The 24123-nt window shown below is 65.9% G+C and carries 24 protein-coding genes; 9 read left to right on the top strand and 15 right to left on the bottom strand.

The annotated features are described in order from the left end of the window. From JWN03_RS36625 to JWN03_RS36615, 3 genes are all read left to right on the top strand, one after another. Window positions 1-461: molybdopterin-dependent oxidoreductase (locus JWN03_RS36625; RefSeq protein WP_297625091.1), on the top strand; the 461-nt coding region annotated here is incomplete at its 5' end. Next, window positions 461-1552: an FAD-binding oxidoreductase gene (locus tag JWN03_RS36620; protein WP_297625088.1), complete on the top strand. Its 1092-nt coding sequence runs from the start codon at window positions 461-463 to the stop codon at window positions 1550-1552. The genes JWN03_RS36625 and JWN03_RS36620, both read left to right, overlap by 1 nt. 2 nt (window positions 1553-1554) lie before the next feature. Further along, a complete protein-coding gene (locus JWN03_RS36615) occupies window positions 1555-1848 on the top strand; it encodes a DUF6510 family protein (protein WP_297625085.1) in 294 nt (97 codons plus the stop codon). Between the two features lie 249 nt (window positions 1849-2097). Here JWN03_RS36615 and JWN03_RS36610 read toward each other — a convergent pair whose 3' ends face one another. After that, window positions 2098-2844, bottom strand: coding sequence for a DUF4191 domain-containing protein (locus JWN03_RS36610; RefSeq protein WP_297625082.1), 747 nt, complete (start codon window positions 2842-2844; stop codon window positions 2098-2100). Between the two features lie 238 nt (window positions 2845-3082). On the opposite strand from JWN03_RS36610, the gene JWN03_RS36605 reads away from it, so the two are divergent. Next, on the top strand, window positions 3083-3289 hold the full coding sequence (locus tag JWN03_RS36605) for an excalibur calcium-binding domain-containing protein (RefSeq protein ID WP_297625079.1): 207 nt from the start codon (window positions 3083-3085) through the stop codon (window positions 3287-3289). An 8-nt stretch (window positions 3290-3297) separates the two neighbouring features. Here JWN03_RS36605 and JWN03_RS36600 read toward each other — a convergent pair whose 3' ends face one another. From JWN03_RS36600 to JWN03_RS36550, 11 genes are all read right to left on the bottom strand, one after another. Continuing rightward, window positions 3298-5493, bottom strand: coding sequence for an elongation factor G-like protein EF-G2 (locus tag JWN03_RS36600; protein WP_297625077.1), 2196 nt, complete (start codon window positions 5491-5493; stop codon window positions 3298-3300). Between the two features lie 335 nt (window positions 5494-5828). Continuing rightward, the gene (gene lipA / locus JWN03_RS36595) at window positions 5829-6812 is read right to left on the bottom strand and encodes a lipoyl synthase (protein ID WP_297625097.1); all 984 of its coding nucleotides are present in this window, start codon (window positions 6810-6812) and stop codon (window positions 5829-5831) included. A gap of 118 nt (window positions 6813-6930) precedes the next feature. Then, window positions 6931-7692 (bottom strand): lipoyl(octanoyl) transferase LipB, encoded by a 762-nt coding sequence (lipB, locus tag JWN03_RS36590; protein WP_297625075.1) that lies wholly within the window; start codon window positions 7690-7692, stop codon window positions 6931-6933. Beyond that, complete coding sequence (locus JWN03_RS36585; RefSeq protein ID WP_297625094.1) at window positions 7689-8201, bottom strand: GNAT family N-acetyltransferase; 513 nt, start codon at window positions 8199-8201, stop codon at window positions 7689-7691. The genes lipB and JWN03_RS36585 overlap by 4 nt, the downstream gene beginning before the upstream one ends. Before the next feature lie 355 nt (window positions 8202-8556). After that, entirely contained in the window at window positions 8557-9453 is an 897-nt protein-coding gene (locus JWN03_RS36580; RefSeq protein ID WP_297625072.1) for a TIGR01777 family oxidoreductase, read from the bottom strand. 12 nt (window positions 9454-9465) lie between these two features. Further along, complete coding sequence (sucB, locus tag JWN03_RS36575; RefSeq protein WP_297625070.1) at window positions 9466-11232, bottom strand: 2-oxoglutarate dehydrogenase, E2 component, dihydrolipoamide succinyltransferase; 1767 nt, start codon at window positions 11230-11232, stop codon at window positions 9466-9468. 341 nt (window positions 11233-11573) lie between these two features. Continuing rightward, window positions 11574-11825 carry a hypothetical protein gene (locus JWN03_RS36570; RefSeq protein WP_297625068.1) on the bottom strand — a complete coding sequence of 84 codons (252 nt, stop codon included), beginning with the start codon at window positions 11823-11825 and terminating at the stop codon, window positions 11574-11576. A gap of 39 nt (window positions 11826-11864) precedes the next feature. Next, window positions 11865-12113 (bottom strand): YrhB domain-containing protein, encoded by a 249-nt coding sequence (locus tag JWN03_RS36565; protein WP_297625066.1) that lies wholly within the window; start codon window positions 12111-12113, stop codon window positions 11865-11867. Further along, the gene (locus JWN03_RS36560) at window positions 12110-13507 is read right to left on the bottom strand and encodes a toxin glutamine deamidase domain-containing protein (RefSeq protein WP_297625063.1); all 1398 of its coding nucleotides are present in this window, start codon (window positions 13505-13507) and stop codon (window positions 12110-12112) included. Before JWN03_RS36560 ends, JWN03_RS36565 begins: the two co-directional genes overlap by 4 nt. Continuing rightward, window positions 13504-13791, bottom strand: a complete 288-nt coding sequence (locus JWN03_RS36555) for a WXG100 family type VII secretion target (protein WP_297625060.1) — start codon at window positions 13789-13791, stop codon at window positions 13504-13506. The genes JWN03_RS36560 and JWN03_RS36555 overlap by 4 nt, the downstream gene beginning before the upstream one ends. 3 nt (window positions 13792-13794) lie before the next feature. After that, a complete protein-coding gene (locus JWN03_RS36550) occupies window positions 13795-14121 on the bottom strand; it encodes a WXG100 family type VII secretion target (RefSeq protein WP_297625057.1) in 327 nt (108 codons plus the stop codon). Window positions 14122-14514: 393 nt separating this feature from the next. On the opposite strand from JWN03_RS36550, the gene JWN03_RS36545 reads away from it, so the two are divergent. Next, the gene (locus tag JWN03_RS36545; protein WP_297625054.1) at window positions 14515-14847 is read left to right on the top strand and encodes an oxidoreductase; all 333 of its coding nucleotides are present in this window, start codon (window positions 14515-14517) and stop codon (window positions 14845-14847) included. Window positions 14848-14937: 90 nt separating this feature from the next. On the opposite strand, the gene JWN03_RS36540 is transcribed toward JWN03_RS36545, so the two are convergent. Then, window positions 14938-16443, bottom strand: coding sequence for a leucyl aminopeptidase (locus tag JWN03_RS36540; protein WP_297625051.1), 1506 nt, complete (start codon window positions 16441-16443; stop codon window positions 14938-14940). 194 nt (window positions 16444-16637) lie between these two features. Between JWN03_RS36540 and JWN03_RS36535 the strand changes: the two genes are divergently transcribed. The 3 genes from JWN03_RS36535 (at window position 16638) to JWN03_RS36525 (ending at window position 19500) form a co-directional block, all read left to right on the top strand. Then, the gene (locus tag JWN03_RS36535; RefSeq protein WP_297625048.1) at window positions 16638-17192 is read left to right on the top strand and encodes an RNA 2'-phosphotransferase; all 555 of its coding nucleotides are present in this window, start codon (window positions 16638-16640) and stop codon (window positions 17190-17192) included. 160 nt (window positions 17193-17352) lie between these two features. Next, on the top strand, window positions 17353-18549 hold the full coding sequence (gene tuf / locus JWN03_RS36530) for an elongation factor Tu (protein ID WP_297625046.1): 1197 nt from the start codon (window positions 17353-17355) through the stop codon (window positions 18547-18549). 81 nt (window positions 18550-18630) lie between these two features. Beyond that, the gene (locus JWN03_RS36525; RefSeq protein ID WP_297625044.1) at window positions 18631-19500 is read left to right on the top strand and encodes an alpha/beta fold hydrolase; all 870 of its coding nucleotides are present in this window, start codon (window positions 18631-18633) and stop codon (window positions 19498-19500) included. A 74-nt stretch (window positions 19501-19574) separates the two neighbouring features. Here JWN03_RS36525 and JWN03_RS36520 read toward each other — a convergent pair whose 3' ends face one another. Next, a complete protein-coding gene (locus JWN03_RS36520; RefSeq protein WP_297625041.1) occupies window positions 19575-20996 on the bottom strand; it encodes a sugar porter family MFS transporter in 1422 nt (473 codons plus the stop codon). A 189-nt stretch (window positions 20997-21185) separates the two neighbouring features. Next, on the bottom strand, window positions 21186-22526 hold the full coding sequence (locus JWN03_RS36515) for an IS1096 element passenger TnpR family protein (protein WP_297625039.1): 1341 nt from the start codon (window positions 22524-22526) through the stop codon (window positions 21186-21188). Window positions 22527-22709: 183 nt separating this feature from the next. On the opposite strand from JWN03_RS36515, the gene JWN03_RS36510 reads away from it, so the two are divergent. After that, complete coding sequence (locus tag JWN03_RS36510) at window positions 22710-23744, top strand: ParA family protein (RefSeq protein ID WP_297625036.1); 1035 nt, start codon at window positions 22710-22712, stop codon at window positions 23742-23744. Window positions 23745-24123 lie beyond the last annotated feature (379 nt).

Genomic DNA, 24123 nt, shown 5'->3' with positions numbered 1-24123 from the left:
TCACCATCACCAATGAGACCGGCCGCCAATACAGTTGGAGCGGGCCGCAATTCATGTCGCTGACGCAGGCCAAGCCGCACGTCGACATCCATTGCGTGACAAGGTGGTCCAAGCTCGACACCACCTGGCAGGGTGTGCCCCTCGACGCCCTGCTCGAAAACGTCGAAACCCAAGCCGAATTCGCGCTCGTCACCAGTTATGGCGGCTACACCACCAACCTCCCGCTGGAGGATCTGCTTGACGGCAAGGCGTGGATCGTGCACACCTTCGGCGGCCAGGACCTCGACCCCGAGCACGGCGGCCCCGCCCGCCTGCTCGTCCCGCATCTGTACTTCTGGAAATCCGCCAAGTGGGTCAAGGGAATTCGCCTCCTGGACTACGACGAACCCGGCTTCTGGGAGAGCGCCGGGTACCACAGCTACGGCGACCCGTGGCGCGAACAGCGGTACCAGGGCGACTGATGCGCTGGCAGCCCGCCGAACTCCTCGCCGCCGAATTCGAGACCCCCTCGGCCCGCACCCTCACCCTGCGCGTCCCCGACTGGCCCGGCCACCTCCCCGGCCAGCACCTCGACGTCCGCCTCACCGCACCCGACGGCTACCACGCCGAACGCAGCTACTCCCTCGCCGCGCCCGCCGACGGCGACCGCATCGAACTCACCATCCAGCGCGTCCCCGACGGCGAAGTCTCTGGCTACCTGGTCGACGTCTTCCCGATCGGCGCCCAGATCGAAATCCGCGGGCCCGTAGGCGGCTGGTTCATCTGGAACCCCGACACCGGGGGACCGGCGGTCCTGATAGCAGGCGGCTCCGGCATAGTCCCCCTCGCCGCCATGCTCCGCGCCCGACGAAACACTATGGCCGCCAAACCTTTCCGCCTCATCTACGCGTTGCGTGACCCAGAAGACCTCTACTACCGCGACGAACTCCTCACCCCACCCGACGAATTCACTGCCCCGCCCGATGAGCTCGCTGCCCCGCCCGATGAGCTCGCTGCCCCGCCCGATGAGCTCGCTGGGCCTCGCGATGAGCTCGCTGGGCCTCGCGATGAGCTCGCTGGGTCTCGCGATGAGCTCGCTGGGTCTCGCGATGAGCTCGCTGGGTCTCGCGATGAGCTCGCTGGGCCTCGCGATGAGCTCGCTGGGCCTCGCGATGAGCTCGCTGGGCCTCGCGATGAGCTCGCTGGGCCTCGCGCCGGACTTTCCGGGCCTGGCGGCGGACGGATCGGACTTCGTGACGGAAGTACCGGGTCCCGCGGTGAGCTGTCCGTTCGCCGAGGCGAACTCACTGTGCCCGGCGGATCCATGTCGTCCGAGGGTGACGTCGGCGTATTTCTCGCCTACAGTCGGCGCGCGCCCGTGGGGGATCCCCGCCCGCCGGCTCGGCTCACCGCCGCGGAGCTCGCCCTCCACGCCCTGCCGCCCGCACCCGACGTCACGTGCTACGTCTGCGGCCCGACCCCTTTTGTCGAATTCGCCGCCAACGCACTGGTATTCGCCGGTCACGACCCGGCCATGATCAGAACCGAACGCTTCGGACCGACGGGGAAGTAGCCATGCCGAACGATGTGACCAGCACCTCTGAAGCGTCCTACCTGGACGGCAATGCCCTCGCCGGAATCCTGTCGGAGATCTTCGCCGCCGACCTCACCGGCTGCGGATGCCGCTGCGGCGCATGCGGAGTCGTCGAACCCCTGGCCCGCGCCCTCGTCTACTTCTGCTGCCCCGGCACAGTGGCCCGCTGCCCCCACTGCACGGCGGTCGTCCTGCGCATAACTACCACCCCCTCAGGCCGCTGGCTCGACCTGGGTGACCACGCCTCGATCTGCCTCCCCATGCCCGAGGGCTAGATCGACCCACCCCTAGGGGCAGGGAACCAGCCCGCACCCGAAGCCTTTCATGATCACCAGGAACTGGTGGCGGGCGTCTCTAGGCCGATGCCGCCACCAGTTCCTGATGATCGCCTGACCAGCGGGATCGGCCTGCGCAGCGGCAAGCGGTCAGCTGGATGCCCGGCAGTCGATCCGAGGCGTACGCCTGGAAAAGCGCGAGGCCCGCGTCCGGTGTGGACGCGGGCCTCGGAGAGAGGAACGGGTGATTCAGCGGCGGCGCATGCTGCGCTGGACGCCGCGCATTTTCGCGCCGGCGGGCAGCGGGCCCTTGGGGAGCGCCGGGCCGCCGCGGGTGGCGAGTGCGGAGAGGCGGCCCTCGATGAGGTCCATCCGCTTCGCGTCGATATTGCGCGGCAGCTTGGTGAGGTAGCGCTGCAGATCCTTGATCGGCACCTGGTCACCCTCGTTGCCGACGACGATGTCGTAGATCGGGGTGTCGCCGACCAGGCGGGAGACCTTCTTCTTCTCCTGCGCCAGCAGCGACTTCACGCGCTGCGGGGAACCCTCGGCGACCAGCACCACGCCCGGCAGTCCGACCACGCGGTGCACGGCATCCATCTGAGTGGTGGCGGCGACACCCGGGGTGACACGCCACTTGCCCTGCAGATTGTCGAGCACCCATGCCGCGGCGCCCGCCTGCCCCTCGGCCTTGGCGTACACGCTCTTCTGCACGCGCCGGCCGAAGAGGATGAATGCGGCCAGCGCGCCCAGCAGCAGACCGATCGGCAGCAGGAACCACTGCAGGCCGAATATGAAGCCGACCACCAGGAACACCACTGTCACGCCGACCAGAGCGCCGATCATCAGCGGCAGCAGCAGCTTGTCTTCCTTGCGCTGCATCTGGAATGCCTGCCAGAGTTGCTGGCGGCGCTCCTTCGACGCCTGCTTGCGCGCCGCCTTCGCCGCGGCCTTCGCTTCCTTCGACGGGGTGTTGCCGCCCTTACCTGCTGCCATGGCACCAGGATAGTGGCCCGGTACCGATTGGTTCGCGACGGGATCAATCGGACGTCCGCGTGTGTTCCCGCCACCACGACCAATGCCCCGAATTTGGTATATATTGACTCAAATTTGACAAAGCCCACGTGGGCCTTCTCCTGAAGACCGTGTGCATTCGGAAATATTTCAAACGGTAATGTTCCCGCTGGGGGGCATTCGTTGCGCCCCGGCATGTACATCGAATGAAAGTGGAAGCATGAAGAAGTTCCTGACCTGGGTCGGTCTCGTCTCGATCAGCCTGGCCGCCATCGTCATCGGCGCACAGTCCGCCAAGGCGGACAATGTGTACTACAAGAACTGCTCCGAGGCGCGCGCCGCCGGTGCGGCCCCGATCCTGCGCGGCGAGCCGGGCTACCGCTCCGCGCTGGATCGCGACAATGATGGCGTGGCCTGCGAGCAGTAGGACCGAAACTAACCGGCGCTCTTGGTCTTTTCACGAATGGTGTCCGCCAATTGGCTGGGCATGGCTTCGTGGCGGGTGTAGGTGCGGGTGAAGGTCGCTGCGCCGTGGGCGAGGGAACGCAGGTCCACGGCGTAGCGGCTCAGTTCGAGTTCGGGAACTTCGGCGCGAATCGCGGTGCGGCCCAGCCCCGCCGGTTCGGTGCCGAGCACGCGGCCGCGGCGACCGGAGAGGTCGACGAGAATAGGACCCACGTAGTCGTCCGAGACCACCACGCGCACTTCGGCTATCGGCTCCAGCAGGCTGAGCCGAGCGGCCGCGGCGGCTTCGCGCAGGGCCAGGCCGCCGGCCATCTGGAAGGCGGCATCGGAGGAATCGACGGAGTGTGCCTTACCCTCGAACAGGGTGACACGCACATCCACGAGCGGATATCCGGCCACCACGCCCCGCGCGGCCTGGGCGCGGACGCCCTTCTCCACCGACGGAATGAATTGGCGCGGAACAACTCCGCCGACCACCTTGTCGATGAATTCGATGCCGGAACCGCCGGGCAGCGGCGCCACTTCGATCTCGCAGATGGCGAACTGGCCGTGACCACCGGACTGCTTCACATGCCGCCCGCGTCCGCTCGCGGTACCGGCGAAGGTCTCGCGCAGCGCCACCCGGTGATCGATCACATCGACCTGCACACCGAAACGGGAGCGCAGCCGTTCGAGCGCGACATCGCGGTGCGCTTCGCCCAGACACCACAGCACCAGCTGATGCGTATCGGGATTCTGCTCCAATCGCACCGTCGGATCCTCGGCGACCAGGCGGCCGAGCCCGAGCGAGAGCTTGTCCTCATCAGCCTTGCTGTGCGCCTCGACGGCGACCGGCAGCAGCGGATCCGGCATCGACCACGGTTCGATCAGCAGCGGAGTGTCCTTGGCGGACAGGGTATCTCCGGTCTCGGCGCGAGTGAGTTTGGTGACGCACACGATGTCACCGGCAATCGCCTGACCCAGCGGCCGCTGCTGTTTGCCGAACGGGGCAGAAACGGCGCCGATGCGTTCATCCGAGTCGTGCTCGATGTCCGCACCGCCGGTCCGATGCCCCCACACGTGCACGGTGTCATCGGCGCGCAGCGTTCCGGAGAACACGCGTACCAGCGACATTCGGCCCACATACGGGTCGGAGGCGGTGCGGATGATCTCGGCCGCCAGCGGCGCTTTGGGATCGCAGACCAGCAGCTCGGACTTCCCCGCACTGGTCGCCGACACCGGATGCTCTGCGGGCGTGGGGAATCCGCGCGTGATCAGATCCAGAATCTCCACCGTGCCCAGCCCCTGCCGCGCACCCTCCGGCGGTGGCGCGGCGATCAGCACCGGATGGAAACTGCCGCGCGCGACCGCCTTTTCGAGATCCTCCACCAGCGAGGCGAGGTCGATCTCCGCACCGCCGATGTACCGATCCATCAGGGTCTCGTCCTCGCTCTCGGCGATGATGCCCTCGATGAGCCGATCACGCGCCAGGGCCATGAGCGGCAATTGCTCCTCGGAGGCAGGCGTTTCGGTGTGCTCGCCGGCGGAGTAGTCGTACACGTGCTGCGTCAGTAGATCGATCAACCCGGTGACCGGCCGGTGGCCGTCCGCGCTTTTCGGCCCGTACACCGGAAGATGCAGCGGCAGCATGCTTTCCGCCCGCCCGCCGCCCAGAATCTCCCGGCAGGTGTCGGTCATATCCTCGAAATCGGCTCGCGCCGTATCCAAATGGGTGAGCACAATGGCGCGCGGCATCCCGACGCTCGCACATTCCTCCCAGAGAGCGAGGGTCGGCCCGCTGATTCCCTCCACCCCGGCGGCGGCCGAGAGCACAAAAAGGGCCGCATCCGCTGCCCGCAGACCGGCCCTGAGTTCCCCGACAAAATCGGCGTAGCCGGGGGTATCCAATAGGTTGACCTTCGTACCGTCCCAGCCCATCGGTATCACCGACAATTGCACCGAACGATGTTGTCGCTGCTCGATATCGTCATAGTCCGAGACCGAGGTGCCGTCCTCCACCCGTCCGGCGCGGGGCACCGCCCCGGTTGCCAGGGCGAGGGCCTCCACCAGCGTGGTTTTCCCCGACCCACTGTGGCCGACGAGCACCACATTGCGTATGTCCTCCGGCCGCTCGGCCGTGACTGTCTTGCTGTTGGCGCCTACCGACGTCGTCGTTCGCTCGACCATATGGCTCGCTCCGGGGTCGATTCGTGCGGTACTTCGAGCTTCCCACCGGCGGGGTACTCCCGTCCACGAATCGGCCTATAAGACGTTCACCGCCATTTCACCGGCGTGTTCTTTCGCCGGAAACAGCAAGGTCGGCGGCCGGATACGACAAGGCCGGAACCCACCGACGGGAGTTCCGGCCTGTTGAACGAAGTCCGCTCGGCGGCGGCCGCCGGGACCGCCCGAAAGCCTCCGACCCGGTCGGCGTCTCAAAAACGCCGATGCTCTCGTACAGCCCGAAGCGGGGCACCGCATGGTCGGCGACCTGTCGTGCAGCGAGGCCCGCGGCGGTCGACCTACGAACCGAAGCGCGCGAGCACGCTGGTCGCTTCCTGGGACGCGGTGCCGCCCTCGGCGAGATGGGCCATCTCCGGCGCGATTTCGCGGCCGTGGTGGCGCATGGCCTGCGTGTAGAGGCGACCCGCGCGGTACGAGGAGCGGACCAGCGGCCCGGCCATGACACCGGCGAAGCCCATCTCATTGGCGACATTGGAGTGCTCGACGAACTCCTCCGGCTTCACCCAGCGATCAACCGGATGATGCCGCGGGGAGGGCCGCAGGTACTGGGTGATGGTGAGGATGTCGCACCCGGCCTCGTGCAGATCGCGCATGGCCTGGGTGACCTCTTCCGGCGTCTCGCCCATGCCGAGAATGAGGTTCGACTTGGTGACCAGTCCGGCCTCGCGGGCCGAGGTCAGCACCGACAGCGAGCGCTCGTACCGGAACGCCGGGCGAATGCGCTTGAAGATGCGCGGCACCGTCTCCAGATTGTGCGCGAGCACCTCCGGGCGGGTCGAGAAGACCTCGGCCAGCTGCTCCGGAACGGCATTGAAATCCGGGATGAGCAGTTCCACGCCGGTGTGCGGGTTCAGCTGCTTGATGGCGCGCACGGTTTCCGCGTACAGCCAGGCGCCGCCGTCTTCCAGGTCGTCGCGCGCGACGCCGGTGATGGTGGAGTACCGCAGACCCATGGCCTGCACACTCTCGGCTACCCGTCGCGGCTCATCGCGATCGAGGGCCGCGGGTTTGCCGGTGTCGATCTGGCAGAAGTCGCAGCGCCGCGTGCACTGTTCACCGCCGATGAGGAAGGTGGCCTCGCGGTCCTCCCAGCATTCGAAGATGTTGGGGCAGCCCGCTTCCTCGCAAACCGTGTGCAGCCCTTCGCGTTTCACCAAGCCCTTGAGCTCGGTGTACTCCGGGCCCATGGTGGCTTTGGTGCGAATCCACTTGGGCTTGCGCTCGATCGGGGTCTCGGCATTGCGAGCCTCGATGCGGAGCAGTTTTCGACCGGCGGGCGCAGACGCGGTTTCCGCGGTGTTCGGCCGGGCCCCAGTGGGTTCAGGGGTATTCGATGTCGGGGTATCGACGGAGGTCACTCAGTTCACCCTACGCTCGTGATCATTCGGCCTTGGCGGGCACCGGTGCGGCAACGGGGGCCGGGCGCGCGAAGCTGTGGTCGGTGACGGGCAGTTCGCCATTGAGCGCCCGGGTGATGGCATCGGCAACCAGCGGGCGTACCTGCTCGACGGTCACTTCGCGACCCAGTTCGCGGGTCAGCGTGGTGACACCGGCATCGCGGATGCCGCACGCCACGATGGTATTGAAGCCGTCGAGGGTCGAATTGCAATTCAGCGAGATGCCGTGCATGGCGACGCCGCGCTGCACACGCACACCGATGGCCGCGACCTTGCGCTCCGGCAGGAATTCGGTGGCGGGCAGCCAGACGCCCGAACGACCGTCCACGCGTCCGGTTTCCAGCCCCAGGTGCGCGCACACGGTAATCAGCGCCTCCTCCAGCCGGCGCACGTACGCGACCACATCGACCGGTTCGGCGAGCCGGATGATGGGGTAGCCGACGAGTTGCCCCGGACCGTGCCAGGTGATCTTCCCGCCGCGATCCACCTCGATCACCGGGCTGCCGTCCATGGGCAGATCGGCGGCTTCGGTGCGGCGGCCCGCGGTGAATACGGCGGGATGCTCGAGCAGCAGCAGCCGATCCTGGCCGATGCCCTCGGCCCGTTCCAGGGCGATCCCGCGCTGCAATTTCCACGCGTCGTTGTAATCGATGAGGCCCAGATCTTCGACGAGCAGGGGTGTGTCGTCGAGCCGAGCCGATGCCTCCCGGTGTGCCGGGGCGGCGGCCGTCTTGCTATCACTCACTGCTGCGACGCTACGCCATCGGGGAGCGTCAGCTGCATCAGCGTCAGATCCATCCAGCGCCCGAACTTGTGACCCACCTCGGGCAATTGTCCGACCACCTGGAATCCGAACTTCTCGTGCAGGGTGACGGAGATGGTGTTCGAGGATTCGATCGCCGCGATCATGGTGTGCACCCCACCGCGCCGAGCCCGCACCAGCAGCTCGACCATGAGCGCCTTCGCCACGCCACGCCGATGGAACTGCTCGGCCACGTACACCGAATTCTCCACGGAGAACCGGTAACCCGACTTCGGCCGGAACTGCCCGTAACTGGCATATCCCGCGACCGCGCCATCGATCTCGGCCACCAGCACCGGACATCCGGCCGCGGCCCGGGCCGCGAACCAGGCCTGCCGCTCGGCCAGATCGGCCAATTCGGTATCCCAGATGGCCGTCGTCTCGGCGATGGCATTGTTGTGGATCGCCAGGATCTCCGGCAGATCGCTCTCGCGCGCATCCCGCACCAGCAGGTCCGCTGGCGCAAGCAGGGAGGGTTCATTGCTCACCCCTCACACGCTATCGGCGAACGCCCTGTGACCTGTATCGCGCCCGTCACAACCCGCCGCCCTCGCGCACGATTTCATGTCGTGCGCACGGAATCTGCAGCCAATTCGTGCGCGGCACGCGAGCCGCTGCGCGGCAGCCATTGCGGCGCCGCATCCTGACGCCGGAAATGCCAGGCTGATTCCCGCGCACGATTTCGCAGGGTGCGCACGGAATCCGCAGCTATTTCATCCGCGGCGCGCCGACTTGTGCGCGGCAGAACAGGGTATGCGCGGCAGCCACGGCGACTTCGGAGGGATCGCGGGTGGCTGCGCCGTTCGATCAGGAGCGGGCGACGGTGGCGGCCAGGGCCGCGCCGATGGTGGGGTGTTGGAAGGAGTAGCCGGCGTCTTCCAGAGCGGTGGGGATTGCTCTGGGGCCGTGCAGGATTCCCTCTTCGGCGAATTCGCCCACGGTCATGCGGAGGGCGAAGGCCGGGACCATCAGGGGAGTGGGGCGATGTAGTGCGCGGCCCATCGCGCGGGTGAATTCCGCATTGGTGACGGGCGCGGGGCCGACCATATTCACCGGGCCGGAGAGTGAGTCATCAGCGAGGGCGAACAGGATGGCGCCGACTTCATCGTCCAGCGAGATCCACGGGACGTATTGGCGTCCGCTGCCGAGTCTGCCGCCGAGGCCGAGGAAGTAGAGGGGATAGAGCATCCCGAGCATGCCGCCGTGCCGTGCCAGTACGAGAGCGCTGCGGAGCAGGATGGTTCGAACACCGGCGGCAGCGGCCGGTTGCGCGGCGGCTTCCCAGTCCCGGCACAGTCCGGCCAGGAATCCTGTTCCGGCAGGCGAGTTTTCGGTCATGATGCGGTCGCCGCTGTCGCCGCCGTAGTAGTGCACACCGCTGGCATTCACCAGCGTCTGCACTCCCGCGGCGGCGGCAGCGGAGGCCAGTACATCGGTCGGGACGATGCGGCTGTCGCGCAGCTCCTGTTTGTAGCTGCCGTTCCAGCGTCGCCGCCCGATACCGGCGCCGCAGAGATTCACTACGGCGTCGGTACCGCGCAGCGCGCGTTCGTCCAGGTCGGCTCGGGCCGGGTCCCAGCGGAATTCATCGCGTGCGTTGGCGGGACGGCGCACCAGACGGGTGACTTCATGCCCGTCGCGGCGCAGTGCCGCGACGAGCGCCGTCCCGATCAACCCGGACGACCCGGCGACCACGACCTTCATACCAATTGCTACTTACAGGCCGAGGTCGCCCTCGAAGGCCGCCTCTTCCAACCGATGCCGGATGGTGGTGAGGAAGCGGCCCGCGTCGGCGCCGTCGATGAGCCGGTGATCGTAGGTCAGCGGCAGGTAGGCCATCGAGCGGATGCCGATGAACTCGCTGCCACTGTCGGTGATCACCATGGGGCGCTTGACGATTGCGCCGGTACCCAGCATGGCCGCCTGCTGCGGCATCAGGATCGGGGTATCGAACAGTGCGCCCTGCGAACCGATATTGGTGATCGTGAAGGTGCCACCGGACAGCTCGTCCGGCTTCAGGCCACCATTGCGAGCACGGTTGGCGATCTCGGCAATGGCACGCGCCAGCCCGGCCAGCGACAGATCGTTGGCATTGTGGATGACCGGGGACAGCAGTCCCTGCTCGGTATCCACGGCGATGCCCAGGTTGACCACCGAGTGGTAGGTGATCTCCTTGGTGTCCTCGTTGTAGGAGGCGTTGACGTTCGGGTGCACCCCGAGCGCCTCGATCGCCGCCTTCGCGAAGAACGGCAGGAACGTGATGTTCACGCCCTCGCGAGCCTTGAAGGCCTCCTTGGCCTTTCCGCGCAGCGCGACAACCTTGGTCAGATCGACCTCGTGGACCTGGGTGAGCTGCGCGGTGTTCTGCAGCGACTCACGGGTCTTGGTGGCGGTGATCTGCCGGATCCGGCTGGCCTTCTGCACAGTGCCCGGCAGGTGCGCCAGGTTCGGACGCGCGGCCGCGGTGGCGGCGGGCGCGGCCGGAGCAGCGGCGGCAGCGGGAGCCGGGGCGGCGGCCGGAGCCTTCTTGGCATCCGCGGCAGCCAGCACATCCTGCTTACGGATGCGGCCGCCGACGCCGGAGCCCTGGAGAGTGCCCAGGTCGACGCCGTTTTCGGTGGCGAGCTTACGGACCAGCGGGGTCACGTAGGGGCCGCCGCCATTGGTGGAAGGCTCGTCGGCCGGGGTGGCCGCGGCCGGAACCGGAGCAGGCTTGGGAGCCGGTGCCGGGGCAGGCGCGGGAGCCGGGGCAGGTGCCGGAGCGGCGGCCACGGGAGCCGGAGCAGGCGCGGGAGCCGGTGCCGGAGCGGGAGCCGGTGCCGGCGCGGGAGCCGGGGCAGGCGCCGGAGCGACAGCCGGTGTGCCACTGCCGATTACACCGAGCTGGCCGCCGACGTTCACGACGTCGTCTTCCTGCGCGGTGATTTCCAGCAATGTGCCGGCGACCGGAGACGGGATCTCGGTATCGACCTTGTCGGTGGAGACCTCGAGCAACGGCTCGTCCACCGCGACCGCATCGCCGACCTGCTTCAGCCAGCGGGTGACGGTGCCTTCGGTGACGGACTCTCCGAGCTCGGGCATCTTCACCGAAGTGCCGGAGGCGGCGGCCGGAGCGGGCGCGGCAGCGGCGGGTGCCGGTGCGGCGGCCACGGGCTGCGGGGCCGGGGCGGGCTCGGGTTCCAGTGCGGGTGCCGGGGCAGGGGCTTCGGCAGGAGCCGGAGCGGCGGCGGGGGCCGGAGCCTCACCAGCGTCGCCGATCACGCCGAGTTCGCCACCGACCTCGACCACATCGTCTTCCTGGGCGCTGATCTTGACCAGCACGCCCGCGGTGGGCGACGGGATCTCGGTGTCGACCTTGTCGGTGGAGACTTCGAGCAGCGGCTCGTCGACCTCGACCGTGTCGCCTTCCTGCTTCAGCCACCTGGTCACAGTGCCCTCGGTGACGCTCTCACCAAGAGCCGGCATCTGGACGGAGAAGGCCATGTGCTTTGACTCCTCTAACTGCTCGTCGGGTTAAACAGTTCGTCCCCCGGCGGGCGCCCGCCACTGGTCGCGACGAAAGCCCGTGCGGCCGCCAACCCTTCGGCAGCCCCGGAGACCCGTAGGTTGTTGTTCCGGTTTCCTATCCTTGCACTCGTTCGCGTGCGGCGTGTCACAGGGCGGCCGTTCAGCGGAACCGCCAACCCGACAAACCACCCGTGAGCCCGACCGAGCCCGACGACGAGGGGTGCATCACAAGCCCGCCGCGTGTCGCCGCCCCAGTTCGCTCAGCGTTCGCTGTTCCGCGCGCCCTCGCGCATGCCTCGTGCGCCGCCGCTGCAGCTTCATCCCTGTCCGCCGCATTCCATCGCGTAGATGACATCGCCGGCGGCGACCCGCTCGGAAATCTCTTCAGAAAAGACGAAGGAGAACTCGCCGGGTACCCGCTGGTGAATGTCGAGCGATACCAATTTCCCCTCGACAACAAGCCCATCCGCCTTACGCAACAAGACTCGCTGTCCGATGCTGAATTCTCCGATCGCCCGCCCGACCACGAAGGGCGTCGGCCGGAAGCTCACCGGAAAGACTTGCAGCACATGGAACTCGCTCTGAGGCTGTGATCGCACGGTTCTCTGCTATCTGGGCGGCAGGGAGAGGCTGATCTGGCCGTCGCTCTTTGTCACTCTGATGGGGATGTTCCCCGCGAGTGCGGCGGAGATATCGCCGCGTTCGATGAATGCGACAGCGTCGTACGGGAAGTACCAATCGGTTTCGGTTTCGACGATCGCGTCGTCCACGATCCGCACTTCGCCCAATTCGTTCGCCGCCGCCAACTCGGCCAACTTCTGCTCCGCGGATTCCCTGGCTGTGGTCATGCTCGTCATCTGTACCTCATTACGTAGAAGTTCTTGAAGCCGTCGAATACCGCTTCGCCGCCACACTGACCGTCGAGGAATCGGACGGCGCCTTGTTCGTTGATGACATTGAAGACATGACCTACCTGCCCGGGGCCGTTCGAAGCGAACAACACGCCGCGCGCGCCGTCACCGGCGTCGGATAGCAGCCGTTCGATCTCGGGGCGCCCAGCTGTCGCGGCGAACTTAGCGCCGAAATGCTCCTCCAGCACGGCAATCGGCGCGGGTCCGTGCAGCGGTGCCGAGACCTCCAGTCCATCGAGGACTCGGTCAGTGGTGACAACGCAATTCACGCAGTTCATGGTTCCGTTGCCAGGATTCACTGTCCGAATAGCGGCGAGGATTTCGTCCGCCGGTGTGGCGCTGCCGGCTGGCATTGCGCCGAGGAGCGTCACCTTCGCATCGTCGACCCACCTCGCGATCTTCGTGAGCAGTGGGCGTAGATGCTCGAGTAGGGGCTTGAGGGTTTTGGTGGTGATTGCGGCTGTGCGGGTGGCTAGTTCGGTGATGATGGTGGCGACGCGGCGGGCCTTGACGGCGAGGCGGGTGGCTAGAGCCGCGTTGCCGAGGTATTCGGAGAGGCCGGCGGTGAAGGGGGTGGCGGCGGCGAACAGGCCCTCGCCGATGACGGTTTCGAAGGCGAATTCTTTGAGTTCGTCGAGGATTTGGTGGTGGGCGTCGTCGAGGTGCTTGGCGTATCCGCCGCAGGCGTCGCCGAGGGTTTGGCTGATGTCGGCGAGCGAGGTGAGGTCGGATTGGCGTTCGGTACAGGTGGTGAGGGCGGTGGGGATTTCGGTTGACTGCTGATTGCCGAGGAGGGTGAGGGCTTCGGGGACGCGGAGGGCGAGGGTGCGCAGGTCGGCGGCGGTGGTGAACCATGCCGTCTGGGCGCTGCGGAGTTCGTCCTGATGGCCGTTGGGCCAGGCGGCCCCGACAAGATCTTTGATGAGCGACCAGCCGAAGGGTTCGGGGATGCCGTCGCCTGCGGCCGAGGCGGCTTGCGCGACCACACAGGGGACTTTCCACGCCGCAGGTGCGGGCGGGGGAGCGGGGTGGCCGAAATTCGCTGTGGCTTCGCCGGTTTCGTGGTTGTGGGCACCGGTGGTGATGAGGTCGGCAGTGGTCGAGGAAGCGGTGATGAGTCGTTCGGAGGTGGAGAGCGCCAGACCGACGGCCTCGTCGTAGGAGGCCGCCCAGGATTGCCCGATGCCGTCGCTGCCCGCCATGCCCGCGTAGGCATCGAGCACGCCGAGCAGGGCGATGTGGGTGCTGGCCGCGTCCTGCGCAAGCGTGCCGAACACCGCTGCGGCGGAGTGGTATTCGCCGGATCGGCACAGGATCAGCGGAACGGCGGGGGCGCTCACGGCCACATCCCGTGGTTGGTCTCGCTGACTTTCGCGTAGGCGTCCCGGGCGATGCCGAGTTTGGCGCGCAATTCACGCAGGGCCGTGCGCATTTCGGCGACTCCGGCAATGCGCTGGTCGTGTGCCCGCCGGTGCCCGTTCGCCGCCTCGCCCGACCAGCTCACGTGCAGTGCGTCCACACGCTCCTCGATCGCCGTCACCTGCTGTTCGATCGCGGTCTCCAGGCGGGAGGTGGTGTCGATCAGTTGTTGCAGCCCAACAAGATCCACCCGATAGTCGACCACCGCTCACACCCCCGGCAGATCGAGGCTCGACCGGGAGGCGTCGGTCGCATCGGCGCGGAACCGGTCATTCGCCTCGTACTCGTTGGCCGCCCGCCGCAGCAGCCCCGCATCGGCGCGAAAGGATGCGATGGTGCGCCTGGCCCCATCCTCCCAGTCCGTCCACGGTTCTTCATGCGACCCTGCCGCAGCACCGGTCCATTCGGCGCCGACAAACCCTCGAACCGCGCGCATATGCGAGTCGATGCGCTCACCCAGATCCCGTGCTGCGCCATCCAGCCAGTCGGCCGCACTGCGCAATTCGACGGCATAGACCTCCACCCCAGTGCCCACGGGGATGAGATTAGCCGGTGTCGGCGACAGATTGGCAACCGCCATTCCGGCAATTGTGAATAGGTAGTTTGTCGATATGCGGTATTCGGCCATCCAATTGCCTTGGATTGCGCGATATGCCGTATATGACCCGAATGCCCGCTATTCAGCGAAGACGGCGCGGCGATTCGGCTACATATCAGCGAAGCTCAGCTCCTCGGCCGGACTGCCCGCCGTCGGCCCCTCACCCGCCCCCCGGAACCCCACCGCGCGAGCGATCTCCTGAGCTGCTCCTGAGGAGTAGCTGAGGTATGCCTTCGGAATTGCCGCGAGCTCCCCCGATACCCCCGGAGAGCTGGCACTATCGAAGTACCGGCGGTGTGAATTCGACTCCTCCGGGGAGGAGGTTACGACATGAGTTTCCTGGATTTTCTCGGCCGCAGCGTCGCCTCGAACCGAGGCGTGGACCCGGCCGATGCGGCCCACCTGTCGGAATGGACACGAACGCACCGCGGCGTCGAGGCTTTCGTGGAACCGCGCACCACGGTCACCGATGTGACGGTCGTGCTGGTGGCCTTCGACGGTGAATGGACCCGCCGGGTCGTGGGCGAGCGTGGCGCGCAAAAGCTTTCCACGACCCTGGGCATCCCCGTCTACGACGTGCGCAAGGTCGGCTACCCGCAGCGGATGCGCGACCACGACGCCCGGCTGCGGATCTTGCAGCGGCGGGCGCAGGAGAACTACTGAGGGAGAACGGGCCTGAGCGGTCACAAACTGCCCTCAGCCGTCAATTTTTGACGTTCGAAGCGAGTTTGCGACCGCTCAGGCCGGATTAGACTATTCGGCGGCGATGTCCTCGAGAGTCGAGATGAGCGTGCGCACCGGCACCCCGGTTCCACCCTTGCCGATGTACCCGAACGGCCCGCCGGTGTTGTACGCCGGCCCCGCCACATCGAGGTGCGCCCACTGCACACCCTCCGGCACGAATTCCTTCAAGAACAGTGCGGCCGAGAGCATTCCGCCCCACCGATGCGGTGCGACATTGGCCAGATCGGCGATCTTCGAATTGATATCCGCCCGCAGCTCCGCGGGAAGCGGCATGGCCCAGCCGTTTTCGCCGACCGCCTGCGAGATACGCGCGACCCTATCCCGGAACTCGTCGGTTCCCATCACGCCTGGCGTACGGGTTCCGAGGGCAACCATCTGCGCACCGGTCAACGTCGCGACATCGATGATGTAATCCGGATCATCCTCTCCCGCACGGACAATGGCGTCGGCAAGAATGAGCCGCCCCTCCGCATCGGTATTGATGACCTCGACGGTCGTCCCGCCGTACTGGGTGAGCACATCGCCCGGCCGTTGCGCGGTCGAGGAAGGCATGTTCTCCGCCATCGGCACGGTCGCGGTGACGGTGATCGGCAGGCTCAACCGCGCCGCCAGCAGCACGGTGGCGATCACCGCGGCCGCACCACCCATATCGGAGGTCATGTTCTCCATGCCCTGAGCAGGCTTGATGGAGATGCCGCCGGTATCGAAGGTAATGCCCTTACCGATCAGCCCCACCTTGGTATCGCCACCGGCATAGGTGATGCGAATCAGCCGCGGCGGCCGCGAGGATCCCTTGCCGACGCCGAGAATGCCGCCGTATCCATCAGCGGCAAGCCCCTTCTCGTCGATGACCTCGACGAGCAGCCCGGCCGCCTTGGCCAATTCCGCTGCGCGGTCGGCGAATTCGGCCGGGTACAGGTGGCTCGGGGGAGTGTTCACGAAATCCCGTGCGGTAGCGATGGCTTCGGCCACCGCCTGGGCGCGGAAGAAGGTCTCCTCGCCGAATCCCGCGTCGGGAACGAGGAATTCGACCCGCTGCACCGGCTGGTCACCGGGCTTCGGCGCGGACTTGCCGGACTTGAACTCGCTGAACTGGTAGGCGCCGAGGTAGAACCCCTCCGCCGCCGCCCCGAGATCCAGCCCGGAAAGAATGGTGACCGCGGTGCCGACTCCGGTGAGTGCCCGCCCGGCCGCGCCCGCCGACTTGCGGATCTGTTCGGCATCAACCTTCTCGAGCGCGCCCAGCCCGACGGCGAGCACGCTGTCCACCCCGAGCCCCGCCGGTGCGGGCACCCGGGTCAGTTCCTCCGGCTTACCTTTCGCGCCGACCGCGCGCAGTGCGGCCAGCAGCGTCTCCCGAGTATCGGTATCGAGCACATCCTCGAAGGCATCCGCCGGGGCGATCGCAGGCCCGTCGTCGGAAGAGGTGAGTCCGACGACCAGTACATCGGCCTCGCCGATGCTCTCGGTACGTATCAATTCCGGTCCGAGCGAACGATCTGCAACAGCTGTCATGCGCCCAGATTACTGGGAGCGCCGAGCGGCCACCTGTCCGGCGCGCCCCCTGTCCGAGCCCCGTCGCGGGGTCGCTGCCGGTCGTATGACGTATGCCCGCAGAGGCATGTGCTTCTGCTCAGCGTGATCGTGGCCAGGAACACTCGCGAATTTCCCTTGCGCTGCGCGTGCGGATGCGCGACGGTGTGCCGGGTATGAATGAAAAGGAAATCGTCCGCCTGTCCAAACGCCTGTCGAGCTGGCTGCGCCACCGCCCGGAAGCCATCGGGCTGGACCCGGATTCGGCCGGCTGGGTGCGTGTAGACGACCTGCTGCGACTCTCCGCCGCCCGTGGTCACCGTTTCACCCGCGCGCACCTCGAGTCGGTGGTGGAGCGAAACAATAAGAAGCGCTTCGAATTCGACGACACCGGCGTCATGATCCGTGCGCGACAGGGACATTCGATTCCGGTCGATCTCGGTTACGAGCCCGCCGATCCGCCCGCCGTGCTCTACCACGGCACCGGCGAGCGAACTGTCCCGGTGATCCTGGCCGAGGGCTTGCTGCCGATGCAGCGCCATGCCGTGCACCTTTCGGCCGATCTGGATACCGCGACGAATGTCGGCAGCAGACACGGCCGCCCCGCCGTATTCACTGTCGATACCGCCGCCATGTGCCGGGACGGCCACGTCTTCTACGTCACCGGAAACGGCGTTTGGCTCACCGACGAGGTCGCACCCGAGTACCTCGAACTACGCACTGCCAGTTGATCTTCCGTCAACTCCGCTGGACGTCGTATTCACGCAGTTCCCCGACATTTCGCCGCATCCGCCCCCTACGCTGGGAAGACACTGTCGTCGGGCCCGCCAGGCGGTGTTCTCTCCGACCCCCTGCCGCCCGCTTCGGATCGTAGCGCGCAGGAGGATTCCAGTGGCGAAGGCGAAATTCCAGCGAACCAAGCCGCACGTCAATGTCGGCACCATCGGTCATATCGATCACGGTAAAACGACCCTTACCGCGGCGATAACCAAAGTGCTGCACAGCAAATATCCGGACTTGAATCCCTTCACGCCGTTCGAGGCGATCGACAAGGCGCCGGAGGAGCGCCAGCGCGGCATCACCATTTCCATCGCGCACGTCGAGTACCAGACCGAACGCCGGCACTACGCGCATGTCGACTGCCCGGGGCATGCCGACTACATCAAGAACATGATCACCGGTGCGGCCCAGATGGACGGCGCGATCCTGGTGGTCGCCGCCACCGACGGCCCCATGCCGCAAACCAAGGAGCATGTCATCCTGGCCCGGCAGGTGGGTGTTCCCAAAATGGTTGTGGCACTGAACAAGTGCGACATGGTGGATGATGAGGAGATCTTGGAGCTGGTCGAGCTGGAGGTCAGCGAACTGCTCAGCGAATACGACTTCGACGGCGACAACACCCCCGTGATCCGTGTTTCCGCATTCAAGGCCCTGGCGGACCCCACCGGCGAATGGGGTTCCGGCATAACCGAACTCCTGAATGCCGTCGACGATTGGATCGACACTCCCACCCGTGATGTCGAGAAGCCGTTCCTCATGCCGATCGAGGACGTCTTCACCATTACCGGCCGCGGCACGGTCGTCACCGGCCGCATCGAACGCGGGGTATTGAAGGTCAATGCCGAGGTCGAGATCGTCGGCATTCGCCCGAGGACGACCAAGACCATCGTCACCGGTATCGAGATGTTCCGAAAGCTGTTGGATGAGGGCCAAGCCGGTGAGAATGTCGGTCTGCTGCTGCGCGGTGTGAAGCGCGAGGACGTCGAACGTGGCCAATGCGTCATCAAGCCCGGCACGGTCACCCCGCACACCGAATTCGAGGGCCAGGCGTACATCCTGTCCAAGGAGGAAGGCGGCCGCCACACCCCGTTCTTCGTCAACTATCGGCCCCAATTCTATTTCCGCACAACGGATGTGACCGGGATGGTGACGCTTCCGAAGGAGGTCGAAATGGTGCTGCCGGGCGACAACGTCTTGATGAGCGTCGTACTGATCCAGCCGATCGCCATGGAGGTGGGCCTGAAGTTCGCCATCCGCGAGGGCGGCCGCACAGTAGGGGCGGGTCAGATCACCAAGATCATCAAGTAGTGGTCGTAGGCTCCACGGAGACCGATTATTTCTGCCGGCGCGGTTCGTCTACCAAGCAACCGACCTAGCAAGGAGCAACCGATGTCCGAGATGAAGACCTACACCCTCGAAGCCCCCGGCGCTGTCATCACCTACGACGTCCGCCAGGCCGAGAGCGGGACAGGCGATAAGCCGACGCTGCTGATCATCGGCTCGCCGATGGATGCCAGCGGCTTCGTCAGCCTGGCCGAACGCTTCTCGGACCGTACCGTCGTGACCTACGACCCGCGCGGCACCGCGCGCAGCACTAAGGACGACCCCGCCAGCGAATCCACTCCCAACCAGCACGCCGATGACCTGCACCGGGTCATCGACGCGCTCGGCGGCGGCCCGGTGGACCTGTTCGGCAGCAGCGGCGGCGCGGTCAATGCGCTCGCCCTGGTGGCGAAGCATCCGGAGCAGATCAGCACCGTGGTGGCGCACGAGCCCCCGGCCGTCCGCTACAGCGCGGACGCCGAGCAAGCCCTCGCCGCGACGACGAACATTCACGAGACCTACGAGCGCGACGGCTTCGGCCCCGCCATGGCCAAGTTCATCGCCCTGGTCTCGATGAAGGGCGAGATCCCCGCAGCCTTCGTCGATCAGCCGATGGACCCGGCCATGTTCGGCCTGCCCACTGAGGACGACGGCACCCGCGGCGATCCCCTGGTCGGCCAGAACGTCATTTCCTGCACCCACTACGAGGTCGAATTCGACGCCCTCCGCGCCGCGTCCACGCGGGTCGTCATCGCCATCGGCGTCGAGTCGGAAGGCGAATTGGCTTGCCGCAGTGCCGAAGCGATCGCGGCAAAACTGGGTTCCGACCCCGTGGTCTTCCCCAGCAACCACGCCGGATTCCTCGGCGGCGAATTCGGCCAGCAGGGCGATCCGGACGGCTTCGCCGCCAAGCTGCACGAGGTCCTGGGCAACTGATTCGCCGCCTCCTGACGCGTTGCTTGATTGCCGTTGCCCCAGCGATGCTCGAGTAGCTGGGCTGGGGTTCCGCCTCAGCCCATCTCCTCCAGGGTTTTGCCCTTGGTTTCGGGAACCCACTTGAGCACGAAGGGAATCGAGAGCACGGCGAAGGCGGCGTAGATGACGTAGGTGCCGGACAGGTTCCAATCGGCCAGGCTCGGGAAGCTGGCCGTGATCGCCCAGTTGGCGATCCACTGCGCGGACGCCGCGACTCCGAGTGCGGCGGCGCGCAGCCGGTTGGGGAACATCTCGCCCAGCAGCACCCACACCACCACACCCCAGGACATGGCGAAGAACAGCACGAACACATGCGCCGAGACCAGCGCGACTATGCCCTGAAGGTGCGGCAGCGCAACACTGTCGCCGGATCCGTGCTTGGCCGAGAACGCCCAGGCCTCCAGCGCCAGCGACAGGGCCATACCGGTGGATCCGATCAGCGCCAGCGGTTTACGGCCGATCCGGTCGACCAGCACCATGGCGATGACGGTGCCGACGATATTGATGATCGAGGTGGTGAAGGAGTAGAAGAACGAACTGGAGGGATCGATCCCGACCGACTGCCACAGTGTGGCGGAGTAGTAGAACACCACATTGATGCCGACCAGTTGCTGGAACATCGACAGCCCGATACCGATCCAGACCACCGGCAGGAACCCGAACCTCGTCCCGAGCAGATCTCGTAACGAGGCCTTGTGCTCACGGTGCATCGCCTGCTGGATCTCCGAAACCCGGGCATCCAGGTCGGGGTTTTCGCCCTCCACCTCTTCGAGCACCTTCTTGGCCCGATCGATCCGGCCGATCGAGATCAGGTAGCGCGGCGATTCCGGGATGGCGAAGGAGAACAGGCCGTACAGCGTCGCCGGTATGACCATCACGCCGAGCATCCACTGCCAAGCCTCGAGCCCCGCGATATGCCCGCGCTGGTTCCCATCCGCCATCTTCAGGATCGCGAAATTGACCAACTGCGAAATCGCGATGCCGAGAACGATCGCCGCCTGCTGGAACGAGGCGAGCCGTCCCCGATATGCGGGCGGTGAAACCTCGGCAATGTAGGCCGGCCCGATCACCGACGCCATACCGATGCCGATGCCACCGAGCACTCGCCACATGGCCAGATCCCACAGTGCGAACGGCAGCGCCGACCCGATCGCGCTGACGGTGAACAGCGCCGCGGCGATCCGCATGACCCAGATGCGCCCGATCCGATCCGCGATCCGTCCCGCGATGGCCGCACCGATCGCACAGCCGATCAGCGCGATGGCCACCACCTGCGCCAGCGTCGCCGACCCGATGTCGTACCTGTCGCGGATGGCCTCGACCGCACCGTTGATGACCGAACTGTCGTACCCGAACAGGAATCCGCCCATTGCGGCTGCCGCGGTAATGAAGATGACGTACCCGAGGCCGTCCGCCCCCGGCTCCGTCGACCTGTGCGCACCCACCGATGAATTCACGCAGACTCCTCTGTCCCGGCCCGAGGCTCAGTAAGCCCGAACCAACCGCGCGGCCTGATCAGCTCGAGCATTCCGCCTGTCGACGATCTCAAACATCGACGATTGTTGCTGAGGTGTTGCTTGTCAACGGGCCACGCACCGGAAGTCTTGTCGAACTCAGCGCGGGCGAGCGGGTGCTGCGCCCTCCGCCTAATCGGAGTCGGTGCTGCGCGGCCACCGCTGCAGCACCGCTCGCGCGAATTTGCGCGTCGAAGAATGCTGGATTCGATAGTACGAGTGCTGATTTCGCGGTGTCATCCGCAGACATTGGAAGACCCGCCACGCATCGTGCAGTGAGCTGATTACCGGCGTTTCGCCGGAGTTCGGCCCGGGCCACTGGTACAGGTCGTTGTACATTCCCATGGTCGCGCGGTACGGATCGCCGGTATCGGTCGCCATTGCCAGCACCTGCAGAACAGTCATTTCATCGCGCGGTGACCGGGGCAGGTGTTCTGCGATATGCCACCACAGCGCCACCGGATCCGCCAGCAATCGAACACCGACTTCTGTCAGCCGCACCCGGTCGCCACTCTCCTCGGTCAAACCGAAATAAGCTGCGGTATGCCGCAATTCGTCGACCGGTACCGGCTCACCCCGTTCGTGCAGCCATCGCGCATTCAGTTGAAGTTCGGCCAGCAGGGGTGAAAGAACCTGTGGCGGCAGCGTCTTCGCGTCGGTCAGCGGAGTCCCGTCGGCGCCGATATGCGCGAGCAACCGTAAATATGGCCGCATCGCATCGGCCGCCCCAACGGGATCGATGGCGACCGGTTGATTCACCATGGCCTGACCCGTTAAATGACGCAACCGCCGAAATGACCGTCCCGGCGGGCCGCCCAGCAGCCGCACCAGCGCTTCGGGCAAGCCGTCGGGGTTGATGGGCGACTCATCGGCCGGACCCTGTCCGAAGGTGCTCAGCTCCAGATTGACGGCTTCGACATCCACGCCTTTGGGGCCTTCGAGACATACCGCGCGCGGGGAGTCGGCGTGAAACTCACTCACCGCCTCGACTCGGACGACCCGCTGCCATTCCTTCCGAGGCCCATTTCGATGAAACAGCTCGTCCCCGCCCTCGACCAGCAGCTCATCGATCCGCACCCGATCCAGCGGTACGCCCCGCCATCCTCGTTCGATTTCCCATGAGCACAGGTAATGCTCGGTGTCGTAATCCTTGTAGACCGGCGCCGAGCCGAAGTGCTTCCGCTGCTGGTATTCCCACCCCAGTGCTACCTGCAGCAGATCCTGCAGTTCATCGAGATACAGATCGGAGGCGACCTGCAGCCGCCGCCAAATGCGCCCGTTCGGCTTCGCCGACTCGACCAGCACCCGGTAGGTGAGCGTGCTGCTGCGACGTGGACGCCGTGGAGATTTCGGCGGGGGACGCTTCTTGGGTTCCGGCGGGGGCCCGAAGTGCGCGCGGATGCTTTCCAGGGCCGTGCGGAGCGCCTCATCTCGATCCGGAATCCCTTTGCGGAGTGCCTCATCTCCCTGCACGCTGCAAGTGTATTCGCTGCTCTGCCCTCGAAACTGTGCTTCGCCGCGAGGAACTCGGCCGCTCGGCGAGTTTTCCGCCGTGCCGCGGAATTCGGTCGTGGCCGATTCACAGCTTTCCGTGTCGCGCCCCTCAGAACAGCCCGAGTAACTAGGCTCGTGCCGACCGTCGTGACGGTCACGGTGATGAAGGGTGTTGAGTTGGTGGAGTTGCGTGGTGATGTGGTGCCCGGCGGGCGGGCACGTTCGACGGATATCGCTGCGCCCCAGAACGGTTTCGGCTGGGAGTTGCCCGGCAAGAACACCCGGGCTCTGCAATTCGATCGCCCCCAACGAGTCTGGGAACCGAACCCTGTCGCCGGCCGAGTCCGTCCCTACGTGGTCGCTACCTTCAATCTGAAGGGCGGCGTCGGAAAAACGACCACCACCGCCGCTCTCGCCGAAATCCTGTCCGCGGAGTTCGGCAAACGAGTTCTGCTCATCGATCTCGACCCGCAGCGCAACCTGACCACCATGATGGTCGGGGAAAGCCGTGCAGCGGAACTGGATTCGGACGATCGGACGCTCACCGCGGTATTTACCGCCGCGCTGAAGCGAAAACGTTTGAAGGATGTTTCCGCGCTGGTCCAGCACGCTGTTTCCCCGATGCAGATGGTCACCTCGGTGGATTTACTGCCGTCGTCGCCGAAACTCATTGCCCTGCAAGATGATATGGCGCGCCTCGCGGGAATCGACCCGACCCGGGTGCTCGCCGATGCGCTGACCGCCGTGCTGGCCGGCTACGACTTCGTCCTCATCGACTGCCCGCCCAACCTCGGCATCATCACCCAGAACGGTCTCCGGATCTCCGACGGTTACCTGATTCCCACCATTCCCGACGTGATGTCCACGTATGGCATCCCCCCGGTGCAATCACACATCCGCCACCTCTCCACGCAGTGGTCCACTCCTATAGAGGAGCTCGGCGTAGTGATCACCAAGTACCGCCGCTCCTCCGCGATCCACCGCCGCATCCTCGAGGACCTGCGCGAAAACCGCACCCTGCCGCGCCTTTTCCCGACCCGGATCCCAGAGTCCAACCAGATCGCCGCCGCCGCCGAGTTCACGGACTTCGGCACGCTCCGCCAGAAGTACGGTTCGGGTGGGCAGTTCCTGGCGCTGCGCGAATTGACGGCCGACTTCCTCGCCACGACCCGCATAAAACTGGCGTGGGGGCGGTGACCAGCCCTTTTGTAGCCGATTTGACTTCGTTCGCTGCCGTCCGTAACTTAGTTCGAGTCAGAGCGACACGGACACCGACCCGGGCCGAGACGCAGAGCCGAAAGGCTAAGCGCGGCAAGGGATAACGAGGTTGTACGAGGAGCGCCTGGCCATCAGCTCCACTTGATCCGCGGATTTGGTTCTGCGGGACAGGATGAGCTAAGCTACAGAAACAGCCTCAAAGAATTCCTGAGTCAGTGACTCAGGAATTGTTGTGTGCGCCTGTTCTTTGAGAACTCAATAGTGTGTCGATGAATGTCAGTGCCAATTATTTAATTGGTTCCGGCTTCTCATACCCCCCGGTTGAGAGGTCGGACATTTAGTCAGCAAATACTTTTTT

Origin of the sequence: Nocardia sp., from assembly GCF_025465275.1 — a bacterium.
Classification (GTDB): domain Bacteria; phylum Actinomycetota; class Actinomycetes; order Mycobacteriales; family Mycobacteriaceae; genus Nocardia.
The sequence above is the reverse complement of the archived record's forward strand: the minus strand, read 5'-3'. Positions and strand labels throughout refer to the sequence as shown.